18 protein-coding genes and 1 pseudogene are annotated in these 25,200 nt (G+C 72.6%); 8 read left to right on the plus strand and 11 right to left on the minus strand.

Annotated features, from left to right (window positions below):
- Positions 1-460: 460 nt before the first annotated feature.
- Entirely contained in the window at positions 461-1,504 is a 1,044-nt protein-coding gene (locus AB5L52_RS10330) for a DUF2637 domain-containing protein (protein ID WP_351031204.1), read from the plus strand.
- Positions 1,505-1,600: 96 nt separating this feature from the next.
- On the opposite strand, the gene AB5L52_RS10335 is transcribed toward AB5L52_RS10330, so the two are convergent.
- From AB5L52_RS10335 to AB5L52_RS10345, 3 genes are all read right to left on the minus strand, one after another.
- On the minus strand, positions 1,601-2,032 hold the full coding sequence (locus AB5L52_RS10335) for an ATP-binding protein (protein WP_369363513.1): 432 nt from the start codon (positions 2,030-2,032) through the stop codon (positions 1,601-1,603).
- A gap of 402 nt (positions 2,033-2,434) precedes the next feature.
- Positions 2,435-4,177: a pyruvate dehydrogenase gene (locus tag AB5L52_RS10340; protein WP_351569123.1), complete on the minus strand. Its 1,743-nt coding sequence runs from the start codon at positions 4,175-4,177 to the stop codon at positions 2,435-2,437.
- A gap of 75 nt (positions 4,178-4,252) precedes the next feature.
- Positions 4,253-5,986 carry a protein phosphatase 2C domain-containing protein gene (locus AB5L52_RS10345; RefSeq protein WP_369363515.1) on the minus strand — a complete coding sequence of 578 codons (1,734 nt, stop codon included), beginning with the start codon at positions 5,984-5,986 and terminating at the stop codon, positions 4,253-4,255.
- Positions 5,987-6,481: 495 nt separating this feature from the next.
- Between AB5L52_RS10345 and AB5L52_RS10350 the strand changes: the two genes are divergently transcribed.
- The gene (locus AB5L52_RS10350) at positions 6,482-7,462 is read left to right on the plus strand and encodes a helix-turn-helix domain-containing protein (protein ID WP_369363517.1); all 981 of its coding nucleotides are present in this window, start codon (positions 6,482-6,484) and stop codon (positions 7,460-7,462) included.
- A 93-nt stretch (positions 7,463-7,555) separates the two neighbouring features.
- Positions 7,556-8,038, plus strand: coding sequence for a DUF456 domain-containing protein (locus AB5L52_RS10355; RefSeq protein WP_369363519.1), 483 nt, complete (start codon positions 7,556-7,558; stop codon positions 8,036-8,038).
- An 11-nt stretch (positions 8,039-8,049) separates the two neighbouring features.
- On the opposite strand, the gene AB5L52_RS10360 is transcribed toward AB5L52_RS10355, so the two are convergent.
- Together AB5L52_RS10360 and AB5L52_RS10365 are read right to left on the minus strand one after the other, a co-directional pair.
- Entirely contained in the window at positions 8,050-9,237 is a 1,188-nt protein-coding gene (locus AB5L52_RS10360) for an SGNH/GDSL hydrolase family protein (RefSeq protein WP_369363520.1), read from the minus strand.
- A 218-nt stretch (positions 9,238-9,455) separates the two neighbouring features.
- Positions 9,456-10,391 carry an alpha/beta fold hydrolase gene (locus AB5L52_RS10365; protein ID WP_369363521.1) on the minus strand — a complete coding sequence of 312 codons (936 nt, stop codon included), beginning with the start codon at positions 10,389-10,391 and terminating at the stop codon, positions 9,456-9,458.
- Positions 10,392-10,526: 135 nt separating this feature from the next.
- On the opposite strand from AB5L52_RS10365, the gene AB5L52_RS10370 reads away from it, so the two are divergent.
- Positions 10,527-11,147, plus strand: coding sequence for a TetR/AcrR family transcriptional regulator (locus AB5L52_RS10370; protein WP_369363523.1), 621 nt, complete (start codon positions 10,527-10,529; stop codon positions 11,145-11,147).
- 18 nt (positions 11,148-11,165) lie between these two features.
- Here AB5L52_RS10370 and AB5L52_RS10375 read toward each other — a convergent pair whose 3' ends face one another.
- From AB5L52_RS10375 to rsgA, 3 genes are all read right to left on the minus strand, one after another.
- The gene (locus AB5L52_RS10375; RefSeq protein ID WP_369363524.1) at positions 11,166-11,666 is read right to left on the minus strand and encodes a methylated-DNA--[protein]-cysteine S-methyltransferase; all 501 of its coding nucleotides are present in this window, start codon (positions 11,664-11,666) and stop codon (positions 11,166-11,168) included.
- Positions 11,663-13,066 carry a DNA-3-methyladenine glycosylase 2 family protein gene (locus AB5L52_RS10380; protein ID WP_369368849.1) on the minus strand — a complete coding sequence of 468 codons (1,404 nt, stop codon included), beginning with the start codon at positions 13,064-13,066 and terminating at the stop codon, positions 11,663-11,665. Before AB5L52_RS10380 ends, AB5L52_RS10375 begins: the two co-directional genes overlap by 4 nt.
- A gap of 110 nt (positions 13,067-13,176) precedes the next feature.
- Positions 13,177-14,343: a ribosome small subunit-dependent GTPase A gene (gene rsgA / locus AB5L52_RS10385; protein WP_369363526.1), complete on the minus strand. Its 1,167-nt coding sequence runs from the start codon at positions 14,341-14,343 to the stop codon at positions 13,177-13,179.
- A 338-nt stretch (positions 14,344-14,681) separates the two neighbouring features.
- Between rsgA and AB5L52_RS10390 the strand changes: the two genes are divergently transcribed.
- A complete protein-coding gene (locus AB5L52_RS10390; RefSeq protein ID WP_369363528.1) occupies positions 14,682-16,898 on the plus strand; it encodes a SpoIIE family protein phosphatase in 2,217 nt (738 codons plus the stop codon).
- Positions 16,899-16,979: 81 nt separating this feature from the next.
- Here AB5L52_RS10390 and AB5L52_RS10395 read toward each other — a convergent pair whose 3' ends face one another.
- From AB5L52_RS10395 to AB5L52_RS10405, 3 genes are all read right to left on the minus strand, one after another.
- On the minus strand, positions 16,980-18,485 hold the full coding sequence (locus AB5L52_RS10395; RefSeq protein WP_369363530.1) for a cellulose binding domain-containing protein: 1,506 nt from the start codon (positions 18,483-18,485) through the stop codon (positions 16,980-16,982).
- A gap of 245 nt (positions 18,486-18,730) precedes the next feature.
- The gene (locus tag AB5L52_RS10400; RefSeq protein ID WP_369363531.1) at positions 18,731-20,062 is read right to left on the minus strand and encodes a radical SAM protein; all 1,332 of its coding nucleotides are present in this window, start codon (positions 20,060-20,062) and stop codon (positions 18,731-18,733) included.
- Between the two features lie 58 nt (positions 20,063-20,120).
- Positions 20,121-20,795, minus strand: a complete 675-nt coding sequence (locus tag AB5L52_RS10405) for a pyridoxamine 5'-phosphate oxidase family protein (protein ID WP_369363533.1) — start codon at positions 20,793-20,795, stop codon at positions 20,121-20,123.
- 178 nt (positions 20,796-20,973) lie between these two features.
- On the opposite strand from AB5L52_RS10405, the gene AB5L52_RS10410 reads away from it, so the two are divergent.
- The 3 genes and pseudogenes from AB5L52_RS10410 to AB5L52_RS10420 form a co-directional block, all read left to right on the plus strand.
- Positions 20,974-22,236, plus strand: coding sequence for an FAD-binding protein (locus AB5L52_RS10410; protein ID WP_369363535.1), 1,263 nt, complete (start codon positions 20,974-20,976; stop codon positions 22,234-22,236).
- Between the two features lie 144 nt (positions 22,237-22,380).
- Positions 22,381-23,670, plus strand: a complete 1,290-nt coding sequence (locus AB5L52_RS10415; RefSeq protein WP_369363537.1) for an ROK family transcriptional regulator — start codon at positions 22,381-22,383, stop codon at positions 23,668-23,670.
- A gap of 11 nt (positions 23,671-23,681) precedes the next feature.
- Positions 23,682-25,175: pseudogene (locus tag AB5L52_RS10420) on the plus strand (glycoside hydrolase); the annotation flags it as partial.
- Between the last annotated feature and the right edge of the window lie 25 nt (positions 25,176-25,200).

A 25,200-nucleotide genomic window follows, 5' to 3' on the forward strand; every position in this document is an offset into this window, starting at 1 on the left:
TTAACGGCGACTTGTCACTTGTCCGTCAAGCACCTTAGGCGCCGGGGCCGATAGTTCAAATTCACCCCAGAGTGAGCAAGGTTAGCCTTACCTATCTGCATCGATCATCGCGTACGACCGATCTCGTACGACCGCGCCGCCGGGCGTCCGGCCGTACACCCGATCACGGCCCCGGGTCCATTAAGATCATCATCGGCGCGACAGCCGCACCCGGGCGGGCGCCCGGACACACACTTCACACCTTCCTCACCCACCCCAGGAAGTTTCCCCGGAACCATCCGTACGGGTAGTCTTATTCGAACTCAACTCCCGCCCCTCAAGCGGCAGTTCGAGCAGATCGCCGCCCTGGGCATCCCCTTGCACTTCCTTGGCGGCCTCTTGCCCCGAAACCCCCTGAGGGCCGTCGGGAGTGGGCCACTATGGCGGGCGTTACGCCCTATCCCAATGCAAGGGACCCCTGATGAAGCTGACCGACATATCGCTGAACTGGCTGCTTCCGGGCGCCGTACTGCTCCTGGGCATGCTGGCAGCGGTGGCGGTGCTCGCGCGCGGCAAGCGCTCCTCCGGGGAGAACGCGAGCGCGGACGACTCCTGGGAGCGCAGCGAGGAGCGCCGCAGACGCAAGGAGGCCATCTACGGCACAGCCTCCTACGTGCTCCTGTTCTGCTGTGCGGCGGTCGCCGCCGCCCTCTCCTTCCACGGCCTCGTCGGCTTCGGCGAGCAGAACCTGGGGCTGACGGACGGCTGGCAGTACCTGGTGCCGTTCGGCCTCGACGGGGCGGCGATGTTCTGCTCCGTCCTCGCGGTGCGCGAGGCCAGCCACGGTGACGCGGCGCTCGGCTCCCGGATCCTGGTGTGGCTGTTCGCCGCGGCGGCGGCCTGGTTCAACTGGGTGCACGCGCCCCGGGGGGCCGGCCACGACGGCGCCCCGCAGTTCTTCTCCGGTATGTCCCTGTCCGCGGCCGTCCTGTTCGACCGGGCGCTGAAGCAGACCCGCCGGGCCGCGCTGCGCGAGCAGGGCCTGGTGCCCCGCCCGCTGCCGCAGATCCGCATCGTGCGCTGGCTGCGGGCTCCCCGCGAGACCTACAGGGCCTGGTCGCTGATGCTGCTGGAGGGTGTGCGCAGCCTGGACGAGGCGGTCGAGGAGGTCCGCGAGGACAAGCGGAGCAAGGAGGAGACCCGCCAGCGCCGGCGCGAGCAGCACCGCCTGGAGCGGGCCCAGTTGAAGGCGATCAGCCGGGGCCACCGTGGCATCGTCGGGCGCGCCGGCCGGCAGGTCGAGGTGCAGGCGGTGGAGCGGGGCCCCGCCGAGGTGACCGCGGAGCCTGCCATATCCGGCGCGGAGCAACTGCCCGTCCGCGCCCGTCCCTCCCTGCAGCCGGTCCGCAGCGCGTCCGCTGAGCCGGTGACGGTCGACCTCACCGCGGAGGACGACACCATGGCCCTGCCGCGCCTGGACTCCCTGGAGCGCAAGCTGAAGGACCTGGAGCAGCAGTTCGGCTAGGGCCCGGCCGGAGCCGGGGCTCGGACCGTGACCCATGACGGGCCGGGGGTGACCACACGGGTCACGTCCCCGGCCCGTTGTCCGTCGCTCGTGCCGTCACGCGGCCTCGGCGCCCAGTTCGAACCACACCGACTTGCCCACGCCGTGCGGCCGTACGCCCCAGGCGTCCGCGAGGGACTGGACCAGCAGCAGGCCCCGCCCATGGGTGTCGTCGTCCGTGTCCGGGCCTCTCAGCTCCGGTCTGTGTGCCACGAAGTCCCGTACCTCCACGCGCAGTCCGTCCGGCTCCACGACGGCCGTGAGGACCGCGTCGTGGTCGGTGTGGACGAGCGCGTTGGTGACGAGTTCGCTGGTGAGCAGTTCGGCGATCTCCGAGCGGCCTGGTTTGCCCCAGTGCCGCAGCAGTTCGCGCACCTCCCGGCGGGCCTCGGGCACCGCCCGGAGATCCGCCCGCCCCAGTCTGCGCCGGAGCCGGTGCGCGTGTCCCGTGATGGTGCCGGCCACTTCCCCCGTCGTCTCCCCCGTCATCTCCCCCGTGGTCTCCCGCGTCGTGTGCGAGGAGCCTCCGACGACCGCGGGACCGCCCCCTCGTGCCTGACTCTTCATGACCCCCGCCCGCACGCCGCTGGACCCTGCCCCTCCTGGTCGAACACGTTCACGGGGGATGCTTGCCCAGCCCGCACACAGGCAGTCATGACGCACGCCGGATGACCGTGGGTTCGGCCACGGCCGTACGGTGTCCGGGCCGCCCGCCGGGCCCCGCCGTACCGGGATCACCGGGCCCCCGCAGGGCGCTGGGCGCCACGGACGCCCCGGAACGGCAAGGCAGATGCGCCCGGCACCGGCCGTCGGCACACCGTCACGCGCCGTGAAAGTGGCCGAAATTCATTCCCTTACGGGCCAGTACGCAGCTCTCCGGTGAGCGGGATGCTAGGGCCGCGGCACGTTGCGGAGGTTGGAGCGGGCCATCTGGAGCATGCGGCCTACGCCGCCGTCGAGCACGATCTTCGAGGCGGACAGGGCGAATCCGGTGACCATCTCGGCGCTGATCTTCGGCGGGATGGACAGTGCGTTGGGGTCGGTGACGATGTCCACCAGCGCCGGGCCCTTGTGCCTGAAGGCGTCCTTGAGGGCCCCGGCGAGCTGCTTGGGCTTCTCCACCCGCACCCCGTGGGCACCGCAGGCGCGGGCGACGGCGGCGAAGTCGGGGTTGACGTTGGTGGTGCCGTACGAGGGCAGCCCGGCGACCAGCATCTCCAACTCGACCATGCCGAGGGAGGAGTTGTTGAACAGGACGACCTTGACGGGGAGGTCGTACTGCACGAGCGTCAGGAAGTCGCCCATCAGCATGGCGAAGCCGCCGTCGCCGGACATCGACACCACCTGGCGGCGCCGGTCGGTGAACTGGGCGCCGATCGCCATCGGCAGCGCGTTCGCCATCGACCCGTGCGAGAACGAACCGATGATCCTGCGGCGGCCGTTGGGCGAGATGTAGCGCGCGGCCCACACATTGCACATACCGGTGTCGACGGTGAACACGGCGTCGTCCTCGGCGACTTCGTCGAGGACGGCGGCCACGTACTCGGGGTGGAGGGGGACGTGCCGGTCGACCTTGCGGGTGTAGGCCTTCACCACGCCCTCCAGCGCGTCGGCGTGTTTCTTCAGCATCTTGTCGAGGAAACGCCGGTCGGTCTTCTCCTTCACGCGCGGGATCAGACAGCGCAGCGTCTCGCGTACGTCGCCCCACACGGCGAGGTCGAGCCGTGAGCGGCGGCCGAGCACCTCGGGCCGTACGTCGATCTGGGCGATCTTCACGTCGTCGGGCAGGAACGCGTTGTACGGGAAGTCGGTGCCGAGCAGGATCAGCAGGTCGCACTCATGGGTCGCCTCGTAGGCGGCGCCGTAGCCGAGCAGTCCGCTCATGCCGACGTCGTACGGGTTGTCGTACTGGATCCACTCCTTGCCGCGCAGGGCGTGTCCCACCGGGGACTTGATCCGCCCGGCGAACTCCATGACCTCCGCGTGCGCGCCCGCCGTACCACTGCCGCAGAAGAGGGTGACCCTCCCGGCCTCGTCGATCATCTCCACGAGCTTGTCGATCTCGGCGTCGCCCGGCCGGACGGTGGGCCGGGAGGTGACGAGGGCGCTCTGCGCGGCCTTCTCCGGGGCCGGTTCGGCGGCGATGTCACCGGGCAGCGCGACCACGCTGACCCCGCTCTGCCCGACCGCGTGCTGGATGGCGGTCTGCAGCAGCCGGGGCATCTGCTTCGGGTGGGAGATCAGCTCGCTGTAGTGGCTGCACTCCTGGAAGAGCCGTTCGGGATGGGTCTCCTGGAAGTAGCCGAGGCCGATCTCGCTGGACGGGATGTGCGAGGCGAGCGCGAGCACCGGGGCCATGGAGCGGTGTGCGTCGTACAGGCCGTTGATCAGGTGCAGATTGCCCGGGCCGCAGGAGCCGGCGCACGCGGCCAGGTTCCCGGTGACCTGGGCCTCGGCGCCGGCCGCGAACGCGGCGGTCTCCTCGTGGCGTACGTGGATCCAGTCGATGGCGGAGTTCCGGCGGACGGCGTCCACCACCGGGTTGAGGCTGTCACCGACCACGCCGTAGAGGCGGCGTACACCGGCGCGGACGAGGATGTCGACGAACTGCTCCGCTACATTCTGTTTGGCCATGTTCTGTCGTGTGCCCCTTCGGTGGTCCCGCTTACCTCCACGGCCCTCGGTTCCATCCATTCACAGGGGCAGCGGTCACGCCTCCCACACCGCCGCCGCCGTACGGTCGTCGGCGTAGCCCTTCACCCGTACCTGGGCGTCGGCCAGGAACGCGGCGAGGCCGGGCGGGGTGCTGCCGGACCAGCGGCGGGCCAGATAGGCGCAGAGGGCGGCCTCGCCGCGCAGCGGCTCGGCCAGGCCGGCGGAGCACATGACCAGCGCATCCCCCGGACGGGCCGACGAGGCGCGGAACCGGAACGGTTCGCGGGGCGGCTCGGGCGCCGGCTCGTACGGGCTCGGCGGGGTCGGGATGCCGAGGTCCATGGTGAACCGGTCGCCCTCGGGACCGTCGTCCGGCGTGAGGTGCGGCTCGACGTCCTGCCACGCGCCGTCCCGCAGCCGGAACAGGCCGCCGTCGCCGACACCGAAGAACACGCGCGTACGGCAGTCGGGGTCGGCGGGCAGCAGCAGACAGCGCAGGCTCGCCGTGTACTCCTCCGGGTCGAGGCCCTGTTCGGCGGCGCTCGCGCGGAGTCTGCCGAGGCTGCGGTCGGTCAGCCGCTGCAGCCCCGACTTCAGATCGCCGCGCCGGGCGGCCCGGATGTCCTCCACGAGCCGCTGATGGCTGCGGCCCACGGCATGCCCGATCCACCGGCACGCCTCGGCCGCCGCGAGATGCGCGTCCCGCATGCCGCGCACACCGGTCGCCATCGCGACGAGCACCAGCGCCTGCTCACCCGACCCGAACCGGGCGGTGAGCAGCGCATCCCGCCGGGGTTCCCCCCGGTACCGCGCCGAGTCCCCCCGCAGCGACACTGCTCGCAACGTGCACGCCCCGTACCGGGCCCCGTCCAGCACGGTGTCCGCCACCAACTCCCCCAGCCCGTCCGGATCAGCACCGGGCAACGCGGTGGGCTCCGGGTCGTAGGTGGGCGGCCCGGAGCCGACGTAGTCGATGGCGGAGGGGGGTGGGGGCGGGGGGACGAACGCCGGCGGGGGCGCGGGCCGTTCCGCGGCGGGCCGGGGCGGGTGGGGTGCGGTGGCGGCCGGGGGCGCTTGTGGGGGCGGGAGGGGCGCCCGTGGGTCTTGCGGCTCGGGGAGCGGGGCGGGCGCGGACAGATCCGGTGGCTGCGGAGGCAGCGGCGACGCGGACCCGTCCCATGGCTCGGCAGGGGAGGGGGCAGCCGACAGGCCCTGCTCGGGGCGTTCAGCGGGCGATGTGGGCGGTGCAGGCGGTGTGGGCGGTCGCTGCTCGGTCGGCCGGGGTGGCTCGGGGGGGACCGGGGGCCGCTCCCAGGAGGTGTGACCGAGGGGCGGGGCGTCGGTCGGCGCCGGGGGAGCCGGAAGCGGTGGTACGGGCGGGGGCTCGGGGGCGCGCTGCGCGGGCACTGCCGGGCGGCTGGACAGCGCTGTGCGCGGGTCGCCGTCCCCGCGCCCCGCGGTGCCGACGTCTCTGCCCACACCGGCGGCCTCGTCCACGCCGGCGCCGCCGGCCGCCCGCGCGCCGCCGCGCACCTCGGCTCCGCTGTCCACGCCGCCGTCGCCGCCCGCGTCGCCGTCTCCCGGCCCGGCGCCGTCCCGCGCCGTCGGTACCGGCCGGTGCGGGGGTGCCGACGGCCGACGGCCCGTCACCGTGTGCTTCGCGGAGGCGAAACGGTCGTCCAGGGTGTCGGGTGCGGCCGTGGGGCCCGTGTCCTCCGTGGAGTCGTCGTACAGCTGTCCCCACCAGTCGTCCTCGGGACGGGCGGGCCTTCCCCCCTGCTGGCTCATGCCCCTAATTGTCCACCGCACGGGCCGCGGGAAAACGGGGCATCGGGAAAAACCGGCGTCCCCGGCCCCCGCGAACGGCACTCCGGGTGAGGGAGTGAACTGTCGTACGAGGGGTGGCGGATGGTCGCCGGACAGCCCCACCCCCCACGGGAGGACCGCCCGGCGACGTCCGAAGTGACCCGGCCCCGGATCCCCTTCGCGTGGTTCGCACACGTCCGGGCCCGGGCTACGGACCGGGCGACCGGGCCGCGACTGGGCACCGGTCGGATGGCCGGATTGTGGCTTGGTTTCCTGGGACGCGGCTGTGAATCGAGAACATCGCTCACGTCCCGGGGTGCTGCCACCTTGGCAGACTGCGCTCCGGTACGGCGATGATGTTCCGCGGCGGGTTTGCGCCGTGGCCGGTTTCCGCCAGGGCAGGCCCGTCGCGGGGGCTTGCCGGTGGTGTGTTCGCGGGCCTGGTCTCGGGCCCGTCGCAGGGAGGGACGTAGGCCGATGCTGGCAGCGATAGGGCTGGACGAGACGCACGAGGCGGCGTACCGGGCGCTGGTGTCCGTGGGCGCGGCCGACGTGTCCGATCTTGCGCGACGCCTGGCGCTGGCCGAGCCGGACGCCGAGCGGGCGCTGCGCCGCCTGGAGGGGCACGGGCTCGCCGCCCAGTCCCCGGTCCGGCCGGGCCGCTGGGTGGCGGCGCCGCCCGGGGTGGCGCTCGGCGCGCTGCTCACCCGGCAACGGCACGAGCTGGAGCAGGCGGAGCTGACGGCGGCACTGCTCGCGGAGGAGTACCGGGCGGCCGCGGCCGAGCCGGCGGTGCACGACCTGGTGGAGGTGGTGACCGGCGCCTCGGCGGTCGCCCAGCGCTTTCTGCAGCTCCAGCTGGGGGCGGCCGAGGAGGTGTGCGCGCTGGTGACCGGCAATCCGGTCGTCGTGTCCGGAATCGAGAACGAGGCGGAGGAGCAGGCGGCCGGGCGCGGGGTGCGCTACCGGGTGGTGGTGGAGCGTGCGGTGCTGGACCTGCCGCACGGATTCACCGAACTGACCGCGGCGCTCGGCCGTGCCGAGCAGGTGCGGGCGGTGGACCGGGTGCCGACGAAGCTGGTGATCGCCGACCGTGCGCTCGCGATGGTGCCGCTGACCTCGCGCACGGCGGAGCCGGCCGCGCTGGTGGTGCATGCCGGCGGGCTGCTGGAGCTGCTGGCCGGGCTGTTCGAGTCGGTGTGGCGGGAGGCACTGCCGTTGCGGGTGGGCGTTGCGGGGGTGGCCGAGGAACGGCCGGACGGCCCGGATGCCACCGACCTCGAGGTGCTGTCTCTGCTGCTGGCCGGACTGACCGACGCGAGCGTGGCCAAGCAGCTCGACCTGGGCCTCAGGACGGTGCAACGCCGGGTGCGGCGCCTGATGGAGCTGGCCGGGGTGACGACCCGGCTGCAACTGGGCTGGCACGCCTACGAGCGGGGCTGGGTCACCCGCGCGTAGCCGCGCGCACCCTCACGACCGCCTCACGACCGCCCCTTGATCCGGCCCGTCACGGGCCTGCCGTTCCATGGCTTCTCCGGCACTCTGGGCAGAATGGGAGTGTGGGAGTTCCTGCTGGTCGGCGTGGTCGTCGTGCTCGGCCTGTGCGGAGTGCTGGTGCCCGGGGTGCCGGGGTCGTGGCTGGTGTGGGCCGCGGTGCTGTGGTGGGCGCTGACGGACCCGCGGCCGCCGGCCTGGGCGGTGCTGGTGGGTGCCACCGTGGTCCTGCTGCTGTCGCTGACGGTGCGCGCCGCTCTGCCGCCGCGCCGGCTGCGGCAGAGCGGCGCCACACCGCGGATGGGGGCGTACGCGGGCGCGGGGGCGTTGCTCGGCTTCGTGCTGCTGCCGGTGGTCGGCGCGGTGCCGGGGTTCATGGCCGGGATCTATCTGCACGAGCGGCTGCGCCTCGGTCGGCACGGCGAGGCGATGGCCGCCCTGCGCACGGCGATGCGCTCGGGCGGCTCCAGCGTGCTGACGGAACTGTTCGCCTGCCTGCTGATCGCGGGAGCCTGGCTGGGAGCGGTGCTGTGGGGCTGAGCGGCCGGCCGTCACCCCGTCGGTCCGAGTGCCCGGCGCACCGTGTCCGCCACCACCGCCATGCCCTTGTCGTTGAAGTGCAGGTGGTCGCCGGGATCGTAGGCGGGCAGCAGGCGGGTCTGGTCGGCCGGGTCGCGCAGGACGGCGTCGGCGTCGGCGACCGCGTCGAAGGCGCCGCCGGTGCGGATGAACGCGTTCACCCGCTGCCGTACCGTCTCGCGTTCGTCCGAGTACGCGGTGAAGCCGCGGTACGGGGTGAGGGTGACGCCGACGACCCGGATGCCCCGGGCGTGGGCGCGGACGACGAGGGCACGGTAGGCGTCGGCGTAGAGGGTGACGTCGTCGGCGGCCGGTGTGCCCTTGATGTCGTTGATGCCCTCCAGGACGACCAGCACCCGTACCCCGGCCCGGTCCAGGGCGTCGGCGTCCAGGCGGGCGAGGGCGTTCGGTCCGGTGCCGTCGTGCAGCAGCCGGTTTCCGGAGATGCCGGCGTTGAGGACGCCGAGCCGGTCCGCGCGGAGCTGTTCGGCGAGCCGGTCGGGCCAGCGGTGGTTGGTGTCGGGGGTGGAGCCGTTTCCGTCGGTGAGGGAGTCGCCGAACGCGACGATGCTGCCCGTGGCGTAGCCGACGACGTCGACGCCGGTGACGTAGTACCAGCGGCTGATGGTGGTGGTGTAGGCGGTGCCGGCCTCGTCGGTGGCCCGGCCCGCGCCGGCCGGGGCGACGTAGCTGGTCTGCAGGGCTGTCTGGTGGAAGGTCGCGGGGCCGTCGTCGTCGGGGGTGTACACGGTGACGAGGAGGTCGGCGGCGGCCGGGACGGGCAGCGGCACCGGGTCGGTGAGGATGTCCTGGCCGGGCGGGACGGTGACGGTCGGCGCGCCCTGGAAGGTGGCCGTGCGCACGGTGCCGGACACGGCGTCCGGGCCGGTGGCGCGGCGCAGTGCGACGGTGACCGCACCGAGCCGCAGCGGTGCGGTACCGAACCGGTTGCTGAGCCGGACGCGCAGCGCCGTACCGCCGACACTGAGGTGGACGACGTTGCGGACGGCGGCGCCGGGCAGTGCGGCGGCGGTGCCCGACGGCGCGGTCTCCCAGCTGCCGATCCACGGGGGCGGCGCCGGCTCCGCGACCGCCGGTGCGCCCGTACCCGGCAGCAGCGCCAGCATCAGCACCGCGAGGACCCGTCTGACCTCGGTCATCTCCGCACCCGCCCTTCCCCGTGCCTCGTCGGAGCAGACCGTGCCACACGTCCGGGCCCCACCACCGCACCTTCGCGCACGGTCCACCCGCTCGGCGCAACCGGGCACAGAGCCGTCCCGTGTCATGGCGGCCCGGCCCCACGGCCCCCTCGGCTACCGGGACTTGGGCCCGCACGCGGCGACGAGGTGATCCCCGTCTGCCCCCCGCGGCCGGGCGCTCAGTGCAGCGCCGGCAGGCCGCGCTCGGCGGAGTTCATGAAGTCGAGCATCAGACGATTGGTCCGCTCCGCGTGGTCGATCTGCGGTCCGTGCCCGGTGCGGGAGATGATCTCGGCCCGGGCGCCGGGGATCAGCCGGGGAACGCGTTCCACCTGGCGGTCCGGGTGGACCAGGAGGCTGCGCCTGCCGAGCACCAGATACAACGGGGTGCGGACGGCGGCCAGTTCGGCCTCGGTCAGGGGCTGGGGCGCGGGTCGGCGTATGCGGTAGGCGCGCACCCCCGCCCTGACCATGGCGCGCAGCTCCGGCACGACGAGGACCGGCTGCTCCAGCCAGGACGCGAGGCGGGGCCGCAGCGACTTCGGAGCGAAGGTCGCGAACAGGCTGACGAAGATCCAGACGAAGAAGCGCAGCCCCACCTTCTCCAGACCACCGGGATCGAGCAGCGTGACCGAGGCGAGGCGCTCCGGCCCGCGGTACGCCTGGTTCAGCGCGAGCCACCCGCCGTACGAGGAGCCGACCAGATGCACCCGGTCGAGCCCCAGCCCGGCGAGTGTCTCGTCCAGCCAGCGGGCGGCGTCCGTCGGCTCGTGCAGGGGCGCGCACTGCACGCTGCGCCCCGGGTCGCCCGGGGTGTCGATGGCGTAGACGGGCCGTTCGGCGCTGAGGGCGGGGGTGTTCGGGTACCACATGGCGGAGCAGGAGCCGGCGCCGTGGACGAGGACGACGGGGGTGCGCTCCCGGGCTGCCGGGTCCTCGGGGTCGTAGCGGTAGACGTGCGTGGTCCCGTACGACGTCTCCACGTCCTGCTCCCAGGACGTGGCCGCGCCCAGCGCGTACACCGCGTCGCACGCCGCGAAGTAGCGCTCGCGCCAGGCGTCGCTGACGTAGCGGCCGATGTCGGGCCGGGGACGGGTGCTTGCGGACTCGGGCACGGCAACCTCCGGGACAGACGGTCTTTGTGATACGAACGTACCATGTTGGTGGTACGGCTGTACCATAAACGAGTGGCCGGGCCGCCGGAAGCGGCACCGGACGACGAACGCCATCGAGGAGCGGGGAGCCGGACGATGCCCAAGCGCGTGGATCACGCAGAGCGGCGCACCGAGATCGCGGAGGCCCTCGTCCGGGCCGCCGGACGGCTCGGCCTGCACGCGGTGGGGATGCGTGACGTGGCGGCCGAGGCGGGCGTGTCACTCCGCCTGGTGCAGTACTACTTCGAGTCGAAGGAGAAGCTGCTGCTCTTCGGACTGCGCCATCTGGCCGGGAAGTTCGGGGAGCGGGTGTCCGCCCGGGTCCGCGCGGCCGGTGCCGATCCCGGGCCGCGGGCGGTGATCGAGGCGCTGCTGACGGCGGCCCTGCCGGTCGACGAGGAGAGCCGCGTCTTCCACCACCTCTACACCGCGTATGCCGTCCTCTCCATGACCGACGAAGCCCTCGCCGCCCAGCCGTTCATCAAGGACCCCGACGCCGCCGAGGACACCGTGACCGGCCTGTTGCGGCAGGCGGCGGACGCCGGGCTGCTGCGGCCCGGGGTGGACGCCTCCGCCGAGGCGGTCGGGCTGCTTGCCATGTCCGCGGGGCTCGGCACCAGCGTCCTGGTCGGCCAGCGCGACGCGGCCTCGGCCACCAGCGTCCTCACGTACCACCTGGACCGGATCTTCCGGGACCGGCCCATGGACGCCCCCTAGACCGGCACTCCATGGCGGCTAACCCGCGAGGGCGCCCTCCAGAGTCAGCAGCCACACCTTCCGCTCGACTCCGCCCGCATACCCGGTCATCGAGCCGTCCGCGCCGATGACCCGATGGCAAGGGCGCACGATCAGCAGGGGGTTGGCACCGATCGCCCCGCCCACCGCGCGAACCGCCGCACGGGACGCGCCGATCCGCGCGGCGATCTGTCCGTACGTCACGGTGGCGCCGTACGGCACCTCGTCCAGCGCCGCCCACACCCGCTGCCGGAAGTCGGTGCCTTGCGGGCTCAACTGCAGCTGGAATTCCCTGAGTTCACCGGCGAAGTAGGCGGCCAGCTGCTCCGCGGCGGCGCGGAACGGCCCGCGCTCGCACCGCCACCCGTCCTGCAGGCTCTCCGCGGTCCGCCCGCCCTTCTGCCCGGGCACGGACAGCGAGGTCAGCGCCCCGTCCGCGTCGGCGGTGAGCAGCAACGTCCCCACGGGGGCGCCCAGTTGGGTCCAGTACATGGCCGTCATCGACTCCACTCCCCTGCCACACGCAGATGCTGGACGGCGTACGAACGCCAGGGCCGCCAGTCGTCGGATACGTCGGCGCCGGGCGGGGCGACGTCCGGATCGCCGAGGGCACGCACGCGTACGGTGGCGACGGTCATCGGGTCCATGCCGGGCAGTGCGAGCAGGGCTCGCTGTGCGTCGTCCCGGTCGGCGCCCGGGTCCAGCCGTACGGTGCCGTCGGCGAGGGCGGCGGCCAGCGCGCCCAGCGGACCGTCCGGCGGCTCGCTTTCGGCGAGGGCGGCGGGCTCGGGGAAGAGGTGGGTGAGGCTGCCGCAGGGTGCGTCGAGCACCTTGCCGCACCGCCGCACCCGTTCCTCCGCGCCCGCCCGCCCCACCAGCGCGCGCACAGCGGGCTCCAGCGGGTCCACGGCACCGGGCGAGCGCAGTCCGGGCCGGGCGGCGACCAGCGGTGCGAGCCGTGGGTCGCCGCCGAGCCGCTCGTCCACGGCGTACGGGTCCGCGTCGAGGTCGAACAGCCGCCGTAGCCGCTGCACCGCCGTGGTGAGATCCCGGGGGTCGCCGAGATGCAGCCGGGCGTCGAGCCAGCCGCCCGGCCGGGTACCGGTGCCGGTCCGCACCGTCCGCGTCCGTTCCTCGACGGCGACGATCCCGGTGCCGTACGGCAGCCGCAGCGTGCGCCGGTAGGTACGGCCGCCGGGCGCGCCCGAGACCTCCTCGACCCCGCTCACCGCCTCCTCCGCGAGCTGGTCGAAGACGGCGGCGGCCTGGTACGGGCCGCGGTAGGCCAGCCGCAGCGGTATCCCGGCGCCCGGGGCGGCCCGCCGCGCCGCGCGCCCCCGGGTGGCGGGGGCGGCGGCCCGCAGCCCGGTGGGCGTCGAGGCGTAGACCTCCCGGACGGTGTCGTTGAACTGCCGCACGCTGGCGAACCCTGACGCGAACGCGATCTCGGTGACCGGCAGCTCGGTGGTCTGCAGCAGCACCCGCGCGGTGTGCGCCCGCTGGGCCCGGGCGAGCGCCACGGGCCCGGCGCCGAGTTCCGCGGTGAGCTGCCGCTGGACCTGCCGGGCGCTGTAGCCGAGCCGCCCGGCGAGCCCGGCGACGCCCTCGCGGTCCACGACGCCGTCGGCGATCAGCCGCATGGCCCGCCCGACGGCGTCCGCCCGCACATTCCATTCCGCCGACCCCGGCACGGCGTCCGGCCGGCACCGCCGGCAGGCCCGGAACCCGGCGCCCTGCGCGGCGGCGGCCGTCGGAAAGAACCGCACGTTGTGCCGCTTCGGCGTCACCGCCGGGCAGCTCGGCCGGCAGTAGATCCCGGTCGTCTCGACGGCGAAGAAGAACACCCCGTCGAACCGCCCGTCCCGACTCCGCACCGCCTCGTACCTGGTGTCGTCGTCCATCACGTCTTCCAGCACGTCTTCCAGTGTGGAGCGACGTCCGAGGCCTCGGCCAGCGGAAATCGGACATGCAGCTGACCCGTGCCTGTCGAAGGCGTGCAGCTGACCTGCTCCTAGCGAAGACGCCCTCGCTTGGCCTCCATCGCGGCCCTGCCCTCGGCCCCCTTCCGCTTCCAGTCCCGCCGCAGCTCCGCACGGACCCGCGCATCGGTCTTGGCGACGATCCACTGGTTCTCGCGCACCAGCTTCCGGTAGCTCTCCAGCCGCCGCTCCGCCAGCTCCCCGCTCTCCACGGCGGAGCGCACCGCGCAGTCCGGTTCGCTCTCGTGGGCGCAGTCGTGGAAGCGGCACCGCTCGGCCAGTTCCTCGATCTCGGAGAAGACCTGCCCGACCCCGCTCCCGGCGTCGTACAGCCCGACACCCCGCAGCCCGGGGGTGTCGATGAGGACCCCGCCCGAGGGCAGGGCGAGCAGATTGCGGGTCGTCGTGGTGTGCCGCCCCTTGCCGTCGACGTCCCGCGTGGCCTGTACGTCCATGACGTCCGCGCCGACGAGGGCGTTGGCCAGCGTGGACTTGCCCGCGCCGGACTGGCCGAGCAGCACGGACGTACCGGAGCCGACGAGCGCGACGAGGACGTCGAGCCCCTCGTCGTGCAGCGCGCTGACGGTGAGCACGGGCACGCCGGGTGCGCTCGTCTCGATGTCCTGGACCAGGTGGCCGAGGGTGACCGGGTCCGGCACGAGGTCAGCCTTGGTGAGGACGACGACGGGCTGGGCGGCGGACTCGCCGGAGCGTGCCGCCTCGTGCAGCAGGGCCTCACCGTTCGAGCAGGACATGGCCAGCGCCAGGAACCGCTCGATCCGGCCAAGGTCGAGTTCGGCCGCGAGCGACACACAGATGACGACGTGATCGATGTTGGTGGCCAGCACCTGGCCGTCGGAACGCTTGGACGACGTCGACCGCACGAAGGCGGTGCGCCGCGGCAGCAGTGTCCGCACGTACCGCGGGTCGCCGCCTTCCGGGTCGACGGCGACCCAGTCCCCCGTGCACACCACCTTCATCGGGTCACGGGGAACGACGAACTCGGTGTCCGCGCGGACGGTGCCGAGCGGTGTGACGACGTCGCACTGGCCGCGGTCGACCCGTACGACACGGCCGGGCAGAAGACCCTGCTCGGCATACGGAGCGAACTCCGCTTCCCATCCCTCGTCCCAGCCGTAGCGGGCCAGAGGGTGCGACGAAGGCGAAGCGGAAAAAGCCGAAAGAGAAAAGAGATTCAAGGGGAACCCTTCACAGGGCGGCCCCGGCCGCGCGCCCTCGGGGCGCGAAGAAGCAGGAAGGATCAGCCGGAGGCCACGGAGGTGGAGTGGATGAACTTCTGGTTGCGGGCAGCGCCCGTCACAGAGACAGCCATCGGTCACACCTCCCTTTCCTCACTGGGCCGACAGCGGCGGCCGGCAGCCACCGCGAGAAGCAGCACCACCATAGAAGCGCGGCCACTCGGCCGCCACCGAATTTTCCGTCCGCCCCCACCTGTGACAGTGATCAGCGCACTGTCGGGCGGCGACGCAAAAACGTGTGTCAGAGTGGAGAAGCGAGACAGGAGAGGGTGCCTGTCATGTCCACTTATTTCGAACGGCGCAGTCCGGCCACAGCCCACTCCGTCACGGTCCACCGGCGGAGCGAGGCGTACGTGGACCTGTTCGACCAAGCCCCGGTGATCTTCGCTGTGCTCACCGGCCCCCGGCACCTGCTGGAGGCGGCGAACACGGCGTTCTTCGAGACCCTCGGGTGCGACCGAGGCCGCGTCGGCGAGCCGATCGCACAGGTGGTGCCGGAACTGGCTCCGCAGGGCGTCCTCGACCGGCTCGACCAGGTCTACCGCACCGGCGTCGCGTACCGGTCCCGGGACGGGCGGCTCCTGCTGGGCGGGCCGGGCAGGCAGCGGGAGGGGTTCTTCGACTTCACCTACGAGCCCCGCCGGGACGCGGTCGGCCGGACCGAGGGGGTCGTGGTGATCGCGGTCGAGACCACCGCGTACCACCACGCGCATCTCCTGGCCGCCGAGCAACGCCTGCTGCTGGAGCAGATCGCACGCGACGCCCCGCTGGAGGAGATCCTTTTCGGCATGGCCACGGCGATCGAGGCGCTCTCCCCGGACGTGATCGTCTCGGTACTGCTCGTCGACGCCGACGGACGGCACCTGCGGCACGGCACCGCCCCGCGCCTGCCCGACTTCTACAACGAGGCGGTCGACGGGACGCCCATCGCCGAGGGCGTCGGCTCGTGCGGCACGGCCGCCCACCGGCGCCGGCCGGTGATCGTCACCGACATCGCCACCGATCCCCTGTGGCAGGACTACCGCGAACTGGCGTCGCGGGCCGGGGTCGCGGCGTGCTGGTCCACTCCGATCCAGGACGCGGACGGCCGGCTGCTGGGCACCTTCGCGATGTACCACCGCACCCCCATGGCTCCCACGGACAAGGACATGGCGCTCAGCGCGGCGTTCACCCGCATCGCCGCGCTGGCCGTCGAACGCCACGCCGCGGTGGCCGCGAGCCACGCCGCCCAGGAGCGCGAGCGGGCGGCCCGTGAGGATCTGGCCTTCCTGCTGGAAGCCGGCACCGCCATCGCGCGCGAGACACACTATGCCGACACCCTGCAGCGCATGGCACGGCTGACCGTTCCGGCTCTGGCGCCGCTGTGCTGCGTCCACGTGGTCGAGTGCGGCCAGGCGCAGCGCATCGCCGTCGCCGCGTCCACCCGGGACGGGGAAGAGCTCCTCTCTTCCCGCGCACTGCGTGACGAGGTGGACGCCGCGGTTGCCCGCGTGCTGGCCTCCGGCACCACCGAGACCGTCCACACCGACGGCCGCCGCGCGCAGCTCGGCGTCACGGGTTACGTGTGCGTGCCGCTGGCCACCCGGGGCCAGGCCTTCGGCGTGCTGACTCTGCTGGCCACCGACCTCCCCCTGGACGGCCGCACGATCGCCCTGGCGCAGGAGCTCGCCCGCCGGACCGCATCGAGTGCCGACAACGCCCACCAGTTCAGCGACCGCGTCCGGCTGGCCCGCGATCTGCAGGCGGGCCTGCTGCCTCCCGAGTTGCCCGGAATTCCGGGTGCCACCTTGGCGGCCTCGTACCATCCGGCAGGTGAAGGGCTCGATGTCGGCGGCGACTTCTACGACGTCTTCCCGCTGCCCGGCGACCGCTGGGCGCTCATGATCGGCGATGTGTCGGGGCGCGGTGCGCTGGCCGCCACGACCACCGGAATCGTCCGCCACACCGCACACGCCGCCGCACGTCTCCTGAACGACCCGGCGGCGGTGGTCTCCGCCATCAACGACGCGTTGTTGGCGGGCGGCACCGCCGACGAGGACCAGTTCGTCTCGCTCGCCTACGGCGAGCTGCGGCACACCGCGTCCCACCTCGCGCTGAGTCTGATCCGGGCAGGCCACGTCCCGCCGCTCGTGCGCCGCGCCGACGGCACGGTCGTGGAACTCGCCGAACCGGGGCTGCTGTTGGGCATCGGACCGGACCCCGGCGTCTGTCCGTGCGACATCGAACTGCACCCGGGCGACAGCCTGGTCCTGGTCACCGACGGCATCACCGAGGCCCGTTCGGCCGACGGCGAGTTCTTCGGCGAGGACCGCTTGGCGGACGCGCTTGCCGCCGTCCGGACCACCACGCCCACCGCCGCCGCCCTCGTCAAGTCCGTCACCGCGGCAGTCACCGGGTTCGCAGGCCATGCCACCCTCGACGACCAGGCCGTCCTGATAGTCACCGCCACCTCGGGGTCCGCGGACGTCCAGGGGGATACACGGACGACGGCATGACCGACGTCAGTGAGCGTGATCCTGAATCTCGCGCGGATGGCCTTCGAGGCCGCTCTACGGCGGCTCAACTCCTGCGACGGCTCAACCAGTCGCGCAGGACTTCCCGTTCATCGTGAAGCCGTACGGGGCCCGGTTCTTTTCCTGCCAGGTGGCGAGGAAGCCGAAGGACAGGGTGCCGTGGGCCGGGACGGCCCTGTCGTAGTCGGCGGCGGTGGCGGTGACGTGGGGGCCGTCCTGGTGGGCGGTGGCGTCCCACATCTGGCCGACCTGCTGGCCGTCGGGGAAGGTCCAGGAGACGTCCCAGCCGGTGAGGGGACGGTCGGTGCTGACCGTGACGGTGGCCTGGAAGCCGTCGGGCCATTGGTTGACGAGGTGGTAGGCGGCGCTGCAGGTCGCGGTGGGGGCGGTGGTGGTGCCGACGGGGCCGGGATCGTCCGTGGCCGAGGAGGTGCCCTGGGGTTCGGGGTCCGTCTTCCTGCGGTCGGAGCCCGCTGTCGTACGCGCCGCGGAGGGGGTGGCGGCGGGCGCCGTCGGCGAGGCGGGCTTCCGGGTCGTGGAGACGCTGGGGTCGGCGACCGGCCGGCCGTAGTCACGGGCGGTGGCGGTGTCGTCGCGGGCGGCCGCGGCATCGCCGCCGGAACCGCCGGACGGCATCATCGACACGCCGAGCGCCAGCGCCGACAGCAGTACGGCGGCGGCGAGCAGGCCACCGCGCAGGACGCGGCTGCGGCCTGATCCCTCCTCCTCGGGATCTCCGGAGCCGGGGGCGGGCGCGGCGTCGGCGGGGCGACCCGCGCCCAGGCGGACCTCGGCGGCGCGCCGGCGGCGTTCCAGGTAGGCGAGGCCGCCCCAGCCGATCACCCCGCCGGCCAGCGCGGCCGGCAGCCCGCCGCCGTGCAGGCGCAGACAGGCGGCGGCCTCGGCACACCGCACGCAGGTGGCGAGGTGCCGGGAGAGGTCGTCGGGGGTGTCGGCGGCCGGCGAGCGGGTGACCGCGTCCAGCAGACGGGCGTAGGAGCGGCACTGCGCGTCCATCGGGGTGTCGAGATGGGCGCGGTGGCAGCGGTCCCGGAACAGGGTGCGGACCTGGTCGAGCTCGCCGGCGACGGTGGCCGGATCCAGGCCGAGCCGGCGGGCGACGGCGGGCAGCGGCAGCGCCTCCACCTCGGCCAGCCACAGCAGCGCGGCGTCGGCCTCCTGCATGTCCCGCAGGCCGCGCAGCGCGACCGGGCGCTCCAGCGGCCGACTCGCATAGCGGGCGGCGGCCGCGGAGTTGAGCCACAGCCTGAGGTCGGGGTCGAGCTTGTGCCCCTGCCCCTCGGTCTCCCAGGCGGCTGCGGTGTCGCGTACGGCGGTGAGCAGCGCCGGGATGGTGGGCAGCCGTGCGGTACGGCGGCCCGCGCCGCGCACATGGGTGCGGGCGGCGGCGCGGACCTCGCGCATGCCGAGCGTGAAGGCCTCGGTGGCCAGTTGATGGGCCGTCAGGGATCCGGAGGTGCACAGGTCCGCGTAGCTGAGCACCGCGTCCCAGCCCTCCGAGAACAGCGCGGCCTCGGTGGCGTCCTTGGGGGTCGGCAGGTCGGGCATGGAACTCCTGCATCCACGAGCGAGGTCAACTCACCACTGGGGAAAGGGAGTTAAAGGGAACCTCGCGGCAGTGCACAGAGCCTTTCACGCTCTCGACACAACTGACAAGCGCGCTGTTCAGATCCGGTTACCGTTGGTGGTGACGCGGATGCGCGACGCGACGAGCCCCTCACTCCGGCCTTCTGTACGGATGCGGGCGCCGCCGCGCTCACCGTCCCGGCGAACCGATGCGCGACTGTGCGGCATCACACCCGGGTCGGCGTCTCCGTGGGTTCAACCGCGGGCAGGCTGTCCATGAAGGAGCTGACGGAGAAGACCGCGCGGCCGGGTCCGGGCTGGCCGTAGCCGGGCGGGGAGGAGAGCCCGAAGTCGTCCATCGTCTGGCGATAGGCCTGGAGCAGCCGGATGTGGTACTCCAGCGGCGCGCCCTGCGGGTTGGCCTTGCCGAGCGGGGTGGTGGGCTCCGGGCACCAGGTGGTGAAGCGCGGCGTGATGCCGTGCGACATGAAGAAGCGCAGGCCCTCGGTCGTCGACTCGATGGCCTCGTCGACGGTGGTGAAGCCGAACGGCTCGGCCATCTCCACGCCCGCCACGAAGTTGGGGATCACATTGCGCGCGCCGAAGATCTCCGCCGAGTCCAGGATCCGCCTGTGCCACTCGTCGCGGCCGACATAGCGCTCCTTGCCGGGGCAGTACAGCTCGAACAGCCGGCGGTCCCACACCTCGAAGTTGGGGTGGTAGATCTGGACGCCGTAGTCCTTGAACCGCTGCACGTCGTCACGCGGCAGCGCCTGGGCCACGACCTTGCCGATCCACCGCCCCGGGAAGCGCTCCTCGATGGCCTTGGCGTAGTGGCCGTAGAAGTCGGCCTCGTCGCGCCCGGCGACCGTCTTGGTGATGGCACCGCCGGTCAGCGTATACGCGGTGGAGGCCTTCTGGGTGTCGTACCGGTCGATGATCTCCAGGGCCTCCAGGACCTCTTCCACGTCCTTGACGCCGGTGTACGGCCGCCCGGCCGCCTTGTGCTGGCGCCAGTTGTGGTTGATGTCGCAGTACTGGCACTCCTCCTTGGCGCCGAAGTACTGGCAGACCCGGAAGACGGTGAGGTAGATGAGATAGCCCCACTGGATGGTCGGGGCCACCTCCATCACGGACTTTCCGTTGGAGAGGGTGTGCCGGTAGTACTCCGGCATGGGCGGCACGCCGACGTCGGCGATGCGCTTTCCGTCGAGGTAGAGCCCGAGCAGCCCCTCGTCGTCGGCGGCGACCCGGTACGGCGAGGCCGGGTTCACCCGTACGGAGACGACGGTGCGGCGCAGGTCGTACGGTCCGCCGGTGAGGATGATCTCCTCCGGTGGACGCCGCAGCGCCGCCTCGCCCAGCTCGGGCAGGGTGCCGTGGTCGAAGGAGAAGATGAAGTACGACTTCGGCTTGACCTCGCCGCTCTCGTTGTCGCTGAGGGCGGACGGGTCGAAGGCGACGCCGCCGCGGAGCAGGTCCTCCTTGAAGACGGCTTCCCGTGGCACATGCGGGAAGCGCTCCATCAGATCCTCGACCAGCGCGGTACGACTGCCCATCCGTCTGTCTCCTCCCGGCTCAGGCGTACGTCTCACACCGTATGCCCCCGCCCGCGGCTCACCCGTGCCGGGTCCCCGCACGGCGCGCGATGTGATCCGGTACGGCGACCTGGGCCGGCAGCGCCGGGTCGGGCTCCGGGGTGCCCCAGACCGTGGTGAGCGGCAGGACGCCGGCCCACAGGCCGAGCGCGGCGTCGGGTCCGTCGCCGTCGTCCGGGGGGCCGGTACGGATCTTGACGGAAGCCTCCTGGAGGGAGAGGGCGAGGAGCGTGGTGGCGGCCAGTTCCTTGCGGCTGGGGCGGCGGGCGTACGACCACTGGCCCGGCGCGGTGTGTTCGGTCAGCAGGCGCAGGCCCGCCAGCTTCTCCTCGGGGTCGGTGACCTTGCGGGCGGTGCCGTGGATCATGGCGCTGCGGTAGTTGACGCCATGCTCGAAGACGGACCGGGCGAGCACGAGCCCGTCCACGTGGGTCACGGTCACACACACCGCAGTGTCGCCGGCGAGGCTGCGGCTGGCCACGGATCCGTGCAGATACAGCCGGTGCTCGTCCCGCCCGTACACCGTCGGTACGACGACCGGCCGCCCGTCGACCAGCACGCCGAGATGACAGACGAAGGCGGCGTCGAGGATCGCCTCCAGCTCCGCCCGCTCCACGCTGCCCTGCTCGCGCAGCCTGCGGTGACGGGTGCGGTCGGTGACGGACAGCCGGGCGGGAAGCGGTTCCTGGGTCATGGATCGGAAAGTACCGATATCGCGTCCAGAAGGCCATCCATATTTCGAATGCGTCGATCCATGCGGCCCTAACGACGAAATCCGCAGAGGGCTTCCCTGGTGGGCCAGGATGGATGAGAGGGTCGGCACACGCATGGGCAGCCGTACACACCCGCATCTCTTCGGGAGGGACGCACCGATGACAGGGACGGCCGAGACCGCCGGGGCGGTCACGAACTGGGCGCGCACCCTCACGTACACGGCGCGCGCGTTCCACCGCCCGGGCACGCTCGACGCGCTCGCGGCGCTGGTGGCGGGCAGTGCGCGGGTTCGGGTGCTGGGCAGCGGGCACTCCTTCAACCGGATCGCCGACCCGGGCCCGGACGGTGTGCTGGTGTCCGCCGCCGGGCTGCCGCCGCTGATCGAGGTCGCGACGGCCGCGCGCACGGTCCGGGTGTCGGGCGGGGTGCGCTACGCCGAACTGGCCCGCGCGGTCCATGCCCGGGGCCTCGCCCTGCCCAACATGGCGTCCCTGCCGCACATCTCGGTGGCCGGTTCGGTGGCGACCGGCACCCATGGCTCGGGCATCGGCAACGGGCCGCTGGCCTCGGCGGTGCGGGAGGTGGAGCTGCTCGTCGCGGACGGCTCGACGGTGACACTCGGCCGGGGCGACGCCCGGTTCGACGGTGCCGTGACCTCGCTCGGCGCGCTCGGCGTCGTCACCGCGCTCACGCTCGACCTGGAGCCGGCGTACGAGGTGGAGCAGCATGTGTTCACCGAACTCCCGCTGGACGGGCTGGACTTCACCGCCGTGTCGGCCGCCGGATACAGCGTGAGCCTGTTCACCGACTGGCGGGAGCCGGGCTTCAGGCATGTGTGGGTCAAGCGGCGCACCGACCAGCCGACGGTGCACTTCCCGTGGGCGGCACCCGCTCGGGTGCCGGTGCACCCGATACCGGGGATGCCCGCGACCCACTGCACCGAGCAGCTGGGCGTGCCGGGGCCGTGGCACGAGCGACTGCCGCATTTCCGGGCGGAGTTCACGCCGAGCAGCGGGGAGGAGATCCAGTCGGAGTATCTGCTGCCGCGTCCGACCGCCATCGATGCGCTGTGTGCAATCGGCGGTATCCGGTCGGCGGTCGCCGGTGTCCTGCAGACCTGCGAAGTGCGTACGGTCGCCGCCGACCCGCAGTGGCTCAGTCCGGCCCACGGGCGGGACTCGGTGGCGCTGCACTTCACCTGGGTACGCGACGAGGCGGCCGTCCTGCCGGTGGTGCGCCGGCTGGAGGAGGCGCTGGCTCCGTTCGATCCGCGGCCGCACTGGGGGAAGGTGTACGAGATCCCGTCGGCGGTCGTCCGTGGGCGGTATGCACGCCTCGCCGACTTCCGGGGCCTGGCCCGCTCCCTGGATCCGGCCGGGAAGTTCACCAACGCCTTCGTGCGGGATCTCCTGGAGGGCTGACCGCCTCGCGTCGGCCCAGCAGCGCTCCTCCCGCACCGGGGACTTTCTCCAGCCCCTTTCCTAACCCCTTGTCGAAAGCGACTCGCAGCCCATAGCCTGACGCCCGCGCCGGTGCCGTCATCGCCCCGGCCTGGCCTGGACGGGATGGGACGGGATGGGATCGGAGGGGGCAGCTGCGTGAAGCGCACATCACGTGACATCCGCACCGCGAATCGCTACGAGGTGCTGCGCCAGATCATCGCCGAGTCTCCCACCTCCCGGCAGGAGCTGGCCGCCGCCACCGGGCTGAGCCTGGCCACGGTGGCCACGCTGGTCGGCGAGCTGCTGGAGCTCCGCCTGATCACCGAGGTGGGTTTCGAGGACTCGGCCGGCGGCCGGCCCCGGGGCCTGGTGGCCGTCAACGCGTCGGGGGGCGCGTTGATCGGCGTCGACATCGCGGAGACCTACGTCCATGCCGAGCTGTTCGACCTGGCGTTGAACGTGCTGGCCCGCGCCGACGAGGACATGCGGCCCGGCGAGAGCCGCCCGGAGCAGGTGGTCGGCCACGTCGCCGCCGCCGTCGGCTCGGTGGTGGCGCAGGCCGGGGTGGAGGCGGCCCGGGTGCTGGGCGTCGGGGTGAGCGTGCCGGGCCAGGTGGACCGGGACACCGGCGTCGCCGAGTACGCGCCCAACTGGGACTGGCACGACGTACCGTTGCTCGATCTGCTGGCCGAACACATCGCGTATCCGCTGCACTTGGACAATCCGCTGCGCGCGTGCGCGGTGGCGGAGCTGTGGTTCGGGGCCGCGCGGGGCCGCGGGGACGCGGTCGTGGTCAATCTGGGCACGGGGGTCGGCGCCGGTCTCGTCCTCGGCGGCGGCCTGCACCGGGGCGTGAGCAACAGCGCCGGCGAATGGGGCCACACCACGCTCGTGCTGGACGGGCGGCTGTGCCACTGCGGCAACCACGGCTGTGTCGAGACGTACGTCGGCGCGCCGGGCATCATGCAGAATCTGCGCGAACTGAGCCCGCGTTCCCCCTTGTTGCACCCCGAGGACCAGACCGCCACCGTCGACGCGCTGGCCCGCGCGGTCGCCGCGGACGATCCGGTGGCGGTCAAGGTGGTGCGGGACACCGCGCGTTACCTGGGCGCCGGCATCTCCGACCTGATCAACCTCCTCAATCCCGAAGTGGTCGTGCTCAGCAGCTGGGTCGCCGCCCGGCTGGGCGAGCCGCTGCTCGACGAGGTCCGCCAGGCCGTCGCCCGGCACGCGCTGCGCCGCCCGCTGGCCGCCACCGAGATCGTCCTCTCCCCGATCCCCACCGACCCGGTGTCCCTCGGCGCGGCCACGTTCGCGCTGGAAGGGGCGCTGCAGTCCGTCGGGCAGCGGACCGGCACCACCGTCAAGCGCACCACCACCCCCGCAAGGAGCCGTACCGCACCGCCTTCATGACGACGGAAGGGATGCACGTGTCTCACCCCCGTAAGAGATCCCTGCTGCTGACAGCCTCCGCCGCACTGACCGTCGCCGGAGCCCTCCTCACCTCCCCGTCCGCGAGCGCCACCGCCACCCCGGCGCCCGCCGAGGTCTCCCCGCAGGCCGCCCAGACCATCGACGACATCGGCGCGTCCGGCGCCTGGTGGGTCGACGACCTCCAGCACTTCGACCCGAAGGTCCAGGCCCGGGTCGCCCGACTCCTCTTCTCCAAGGAAGGGTTGGCCCTCAGCTCGTACCGCTACAACATCGGCGGCGGTGGCGTCGGGGTCACCACCCCGGCCCGCGCCGCCGAGGACTTCCTCAGCCCCGACGGCTCCTACGACTGGTCCAAGGACACCGGCGGCCGGACGTTCCTGAAGTACGCCGCGCGGTACGGCGTGCAGGACCTGATCGGCTTCGTCAACAGTGCACCGGCCCGGTGGACGACCAACGGCAAGAGCTGCGGCGGCCGGTTGAAGGCGGAGAACGAGAAGGACTTCGCGAAGTACATGGCCGACGTCACCGATCACTTCACCCGGCAGGGCCTACGGCTCGACTACATCAGCCCCTTCAACGAACCGGACAACAGCTTCTCCGACTGCGGCCAGGAGGGCATGCCGGTGCCGGTCGAGCAGCGCGACGACATCGTGCGCGCGCTGGGCGCCGAGCAGCGGGCCCGGCACCAGAGGACCGGCGTCATCGCGGACGAGTCCAGCAGGACCACGCAGTTCACCAGCGAGGTCCCGCAGTGGATGGCGCAGCCGGGCACCGCGCAGTACGTCTCCAAGCTGGCCCATCACACGTACGACAACCCGGACGACGGCAAGCTGGGCGACGTCTACGCGACGGCGAGGTCGCTCGGCAAGACCTCCTGGGCCACCGAGATCTGCTGTTTCGGCAAGGGCACCACGGGCTGGAACCAGGAGTACGACCCGACCATCGACAACGCCCTGCTGATGTCGCGGATCATCTACAAGGACTTCGCGACCGCGCACGACTCGGCGTTCCAGTGGTGGGTGGCGCTCGCCAGCGGTTACGGCACCGACCCGGCCGCCAGGAACGACCAGGGCTGGAACGACGGCCTGATCTACTACGACCCCGACTACGCGGCCAACGGCGACCAGCGGCTGTACTTCACCAAGCGGTACTACGCGCTGGGCCAGTACAGCAGGTTCGTCCGGCCGGGCTCGGTCGCGCACGACGTGACCGGGGCTCCCGACGGCGTGGAGGTGTCGTCGTACGACCGGGGCGGGCGGTGGGTGGTCGTGGTGAACAACCACAACACCACCGACACCCCGCTGAACCTGCACTTCACCAGCAAGGCGCCGGTGCGGGCCACGCAGGCGGTGCGGACCTCGGCGGACGAGAACTGGGCGAAGGTCGCGGGGCCGACTGTCAGCGACGGGACCGTGACCGCCACGCTCGCCGCCCGGTCGATCACGACGTACGTCTTCGACCAGCGCGGCCGGGGCAGTTCGGCCTGGACCAGGCGGTAGCCCCACTCCC

The sequence above is a fragment of the Streptomyces sp. CG4 genome (assembly GCF_041080655.1).
Classification (GTDB): domain Bacteria; phylum Actinomycetota; class Actinomycetes; order Streptomycetales; family Streptomycetaceae; genus Streptomyces.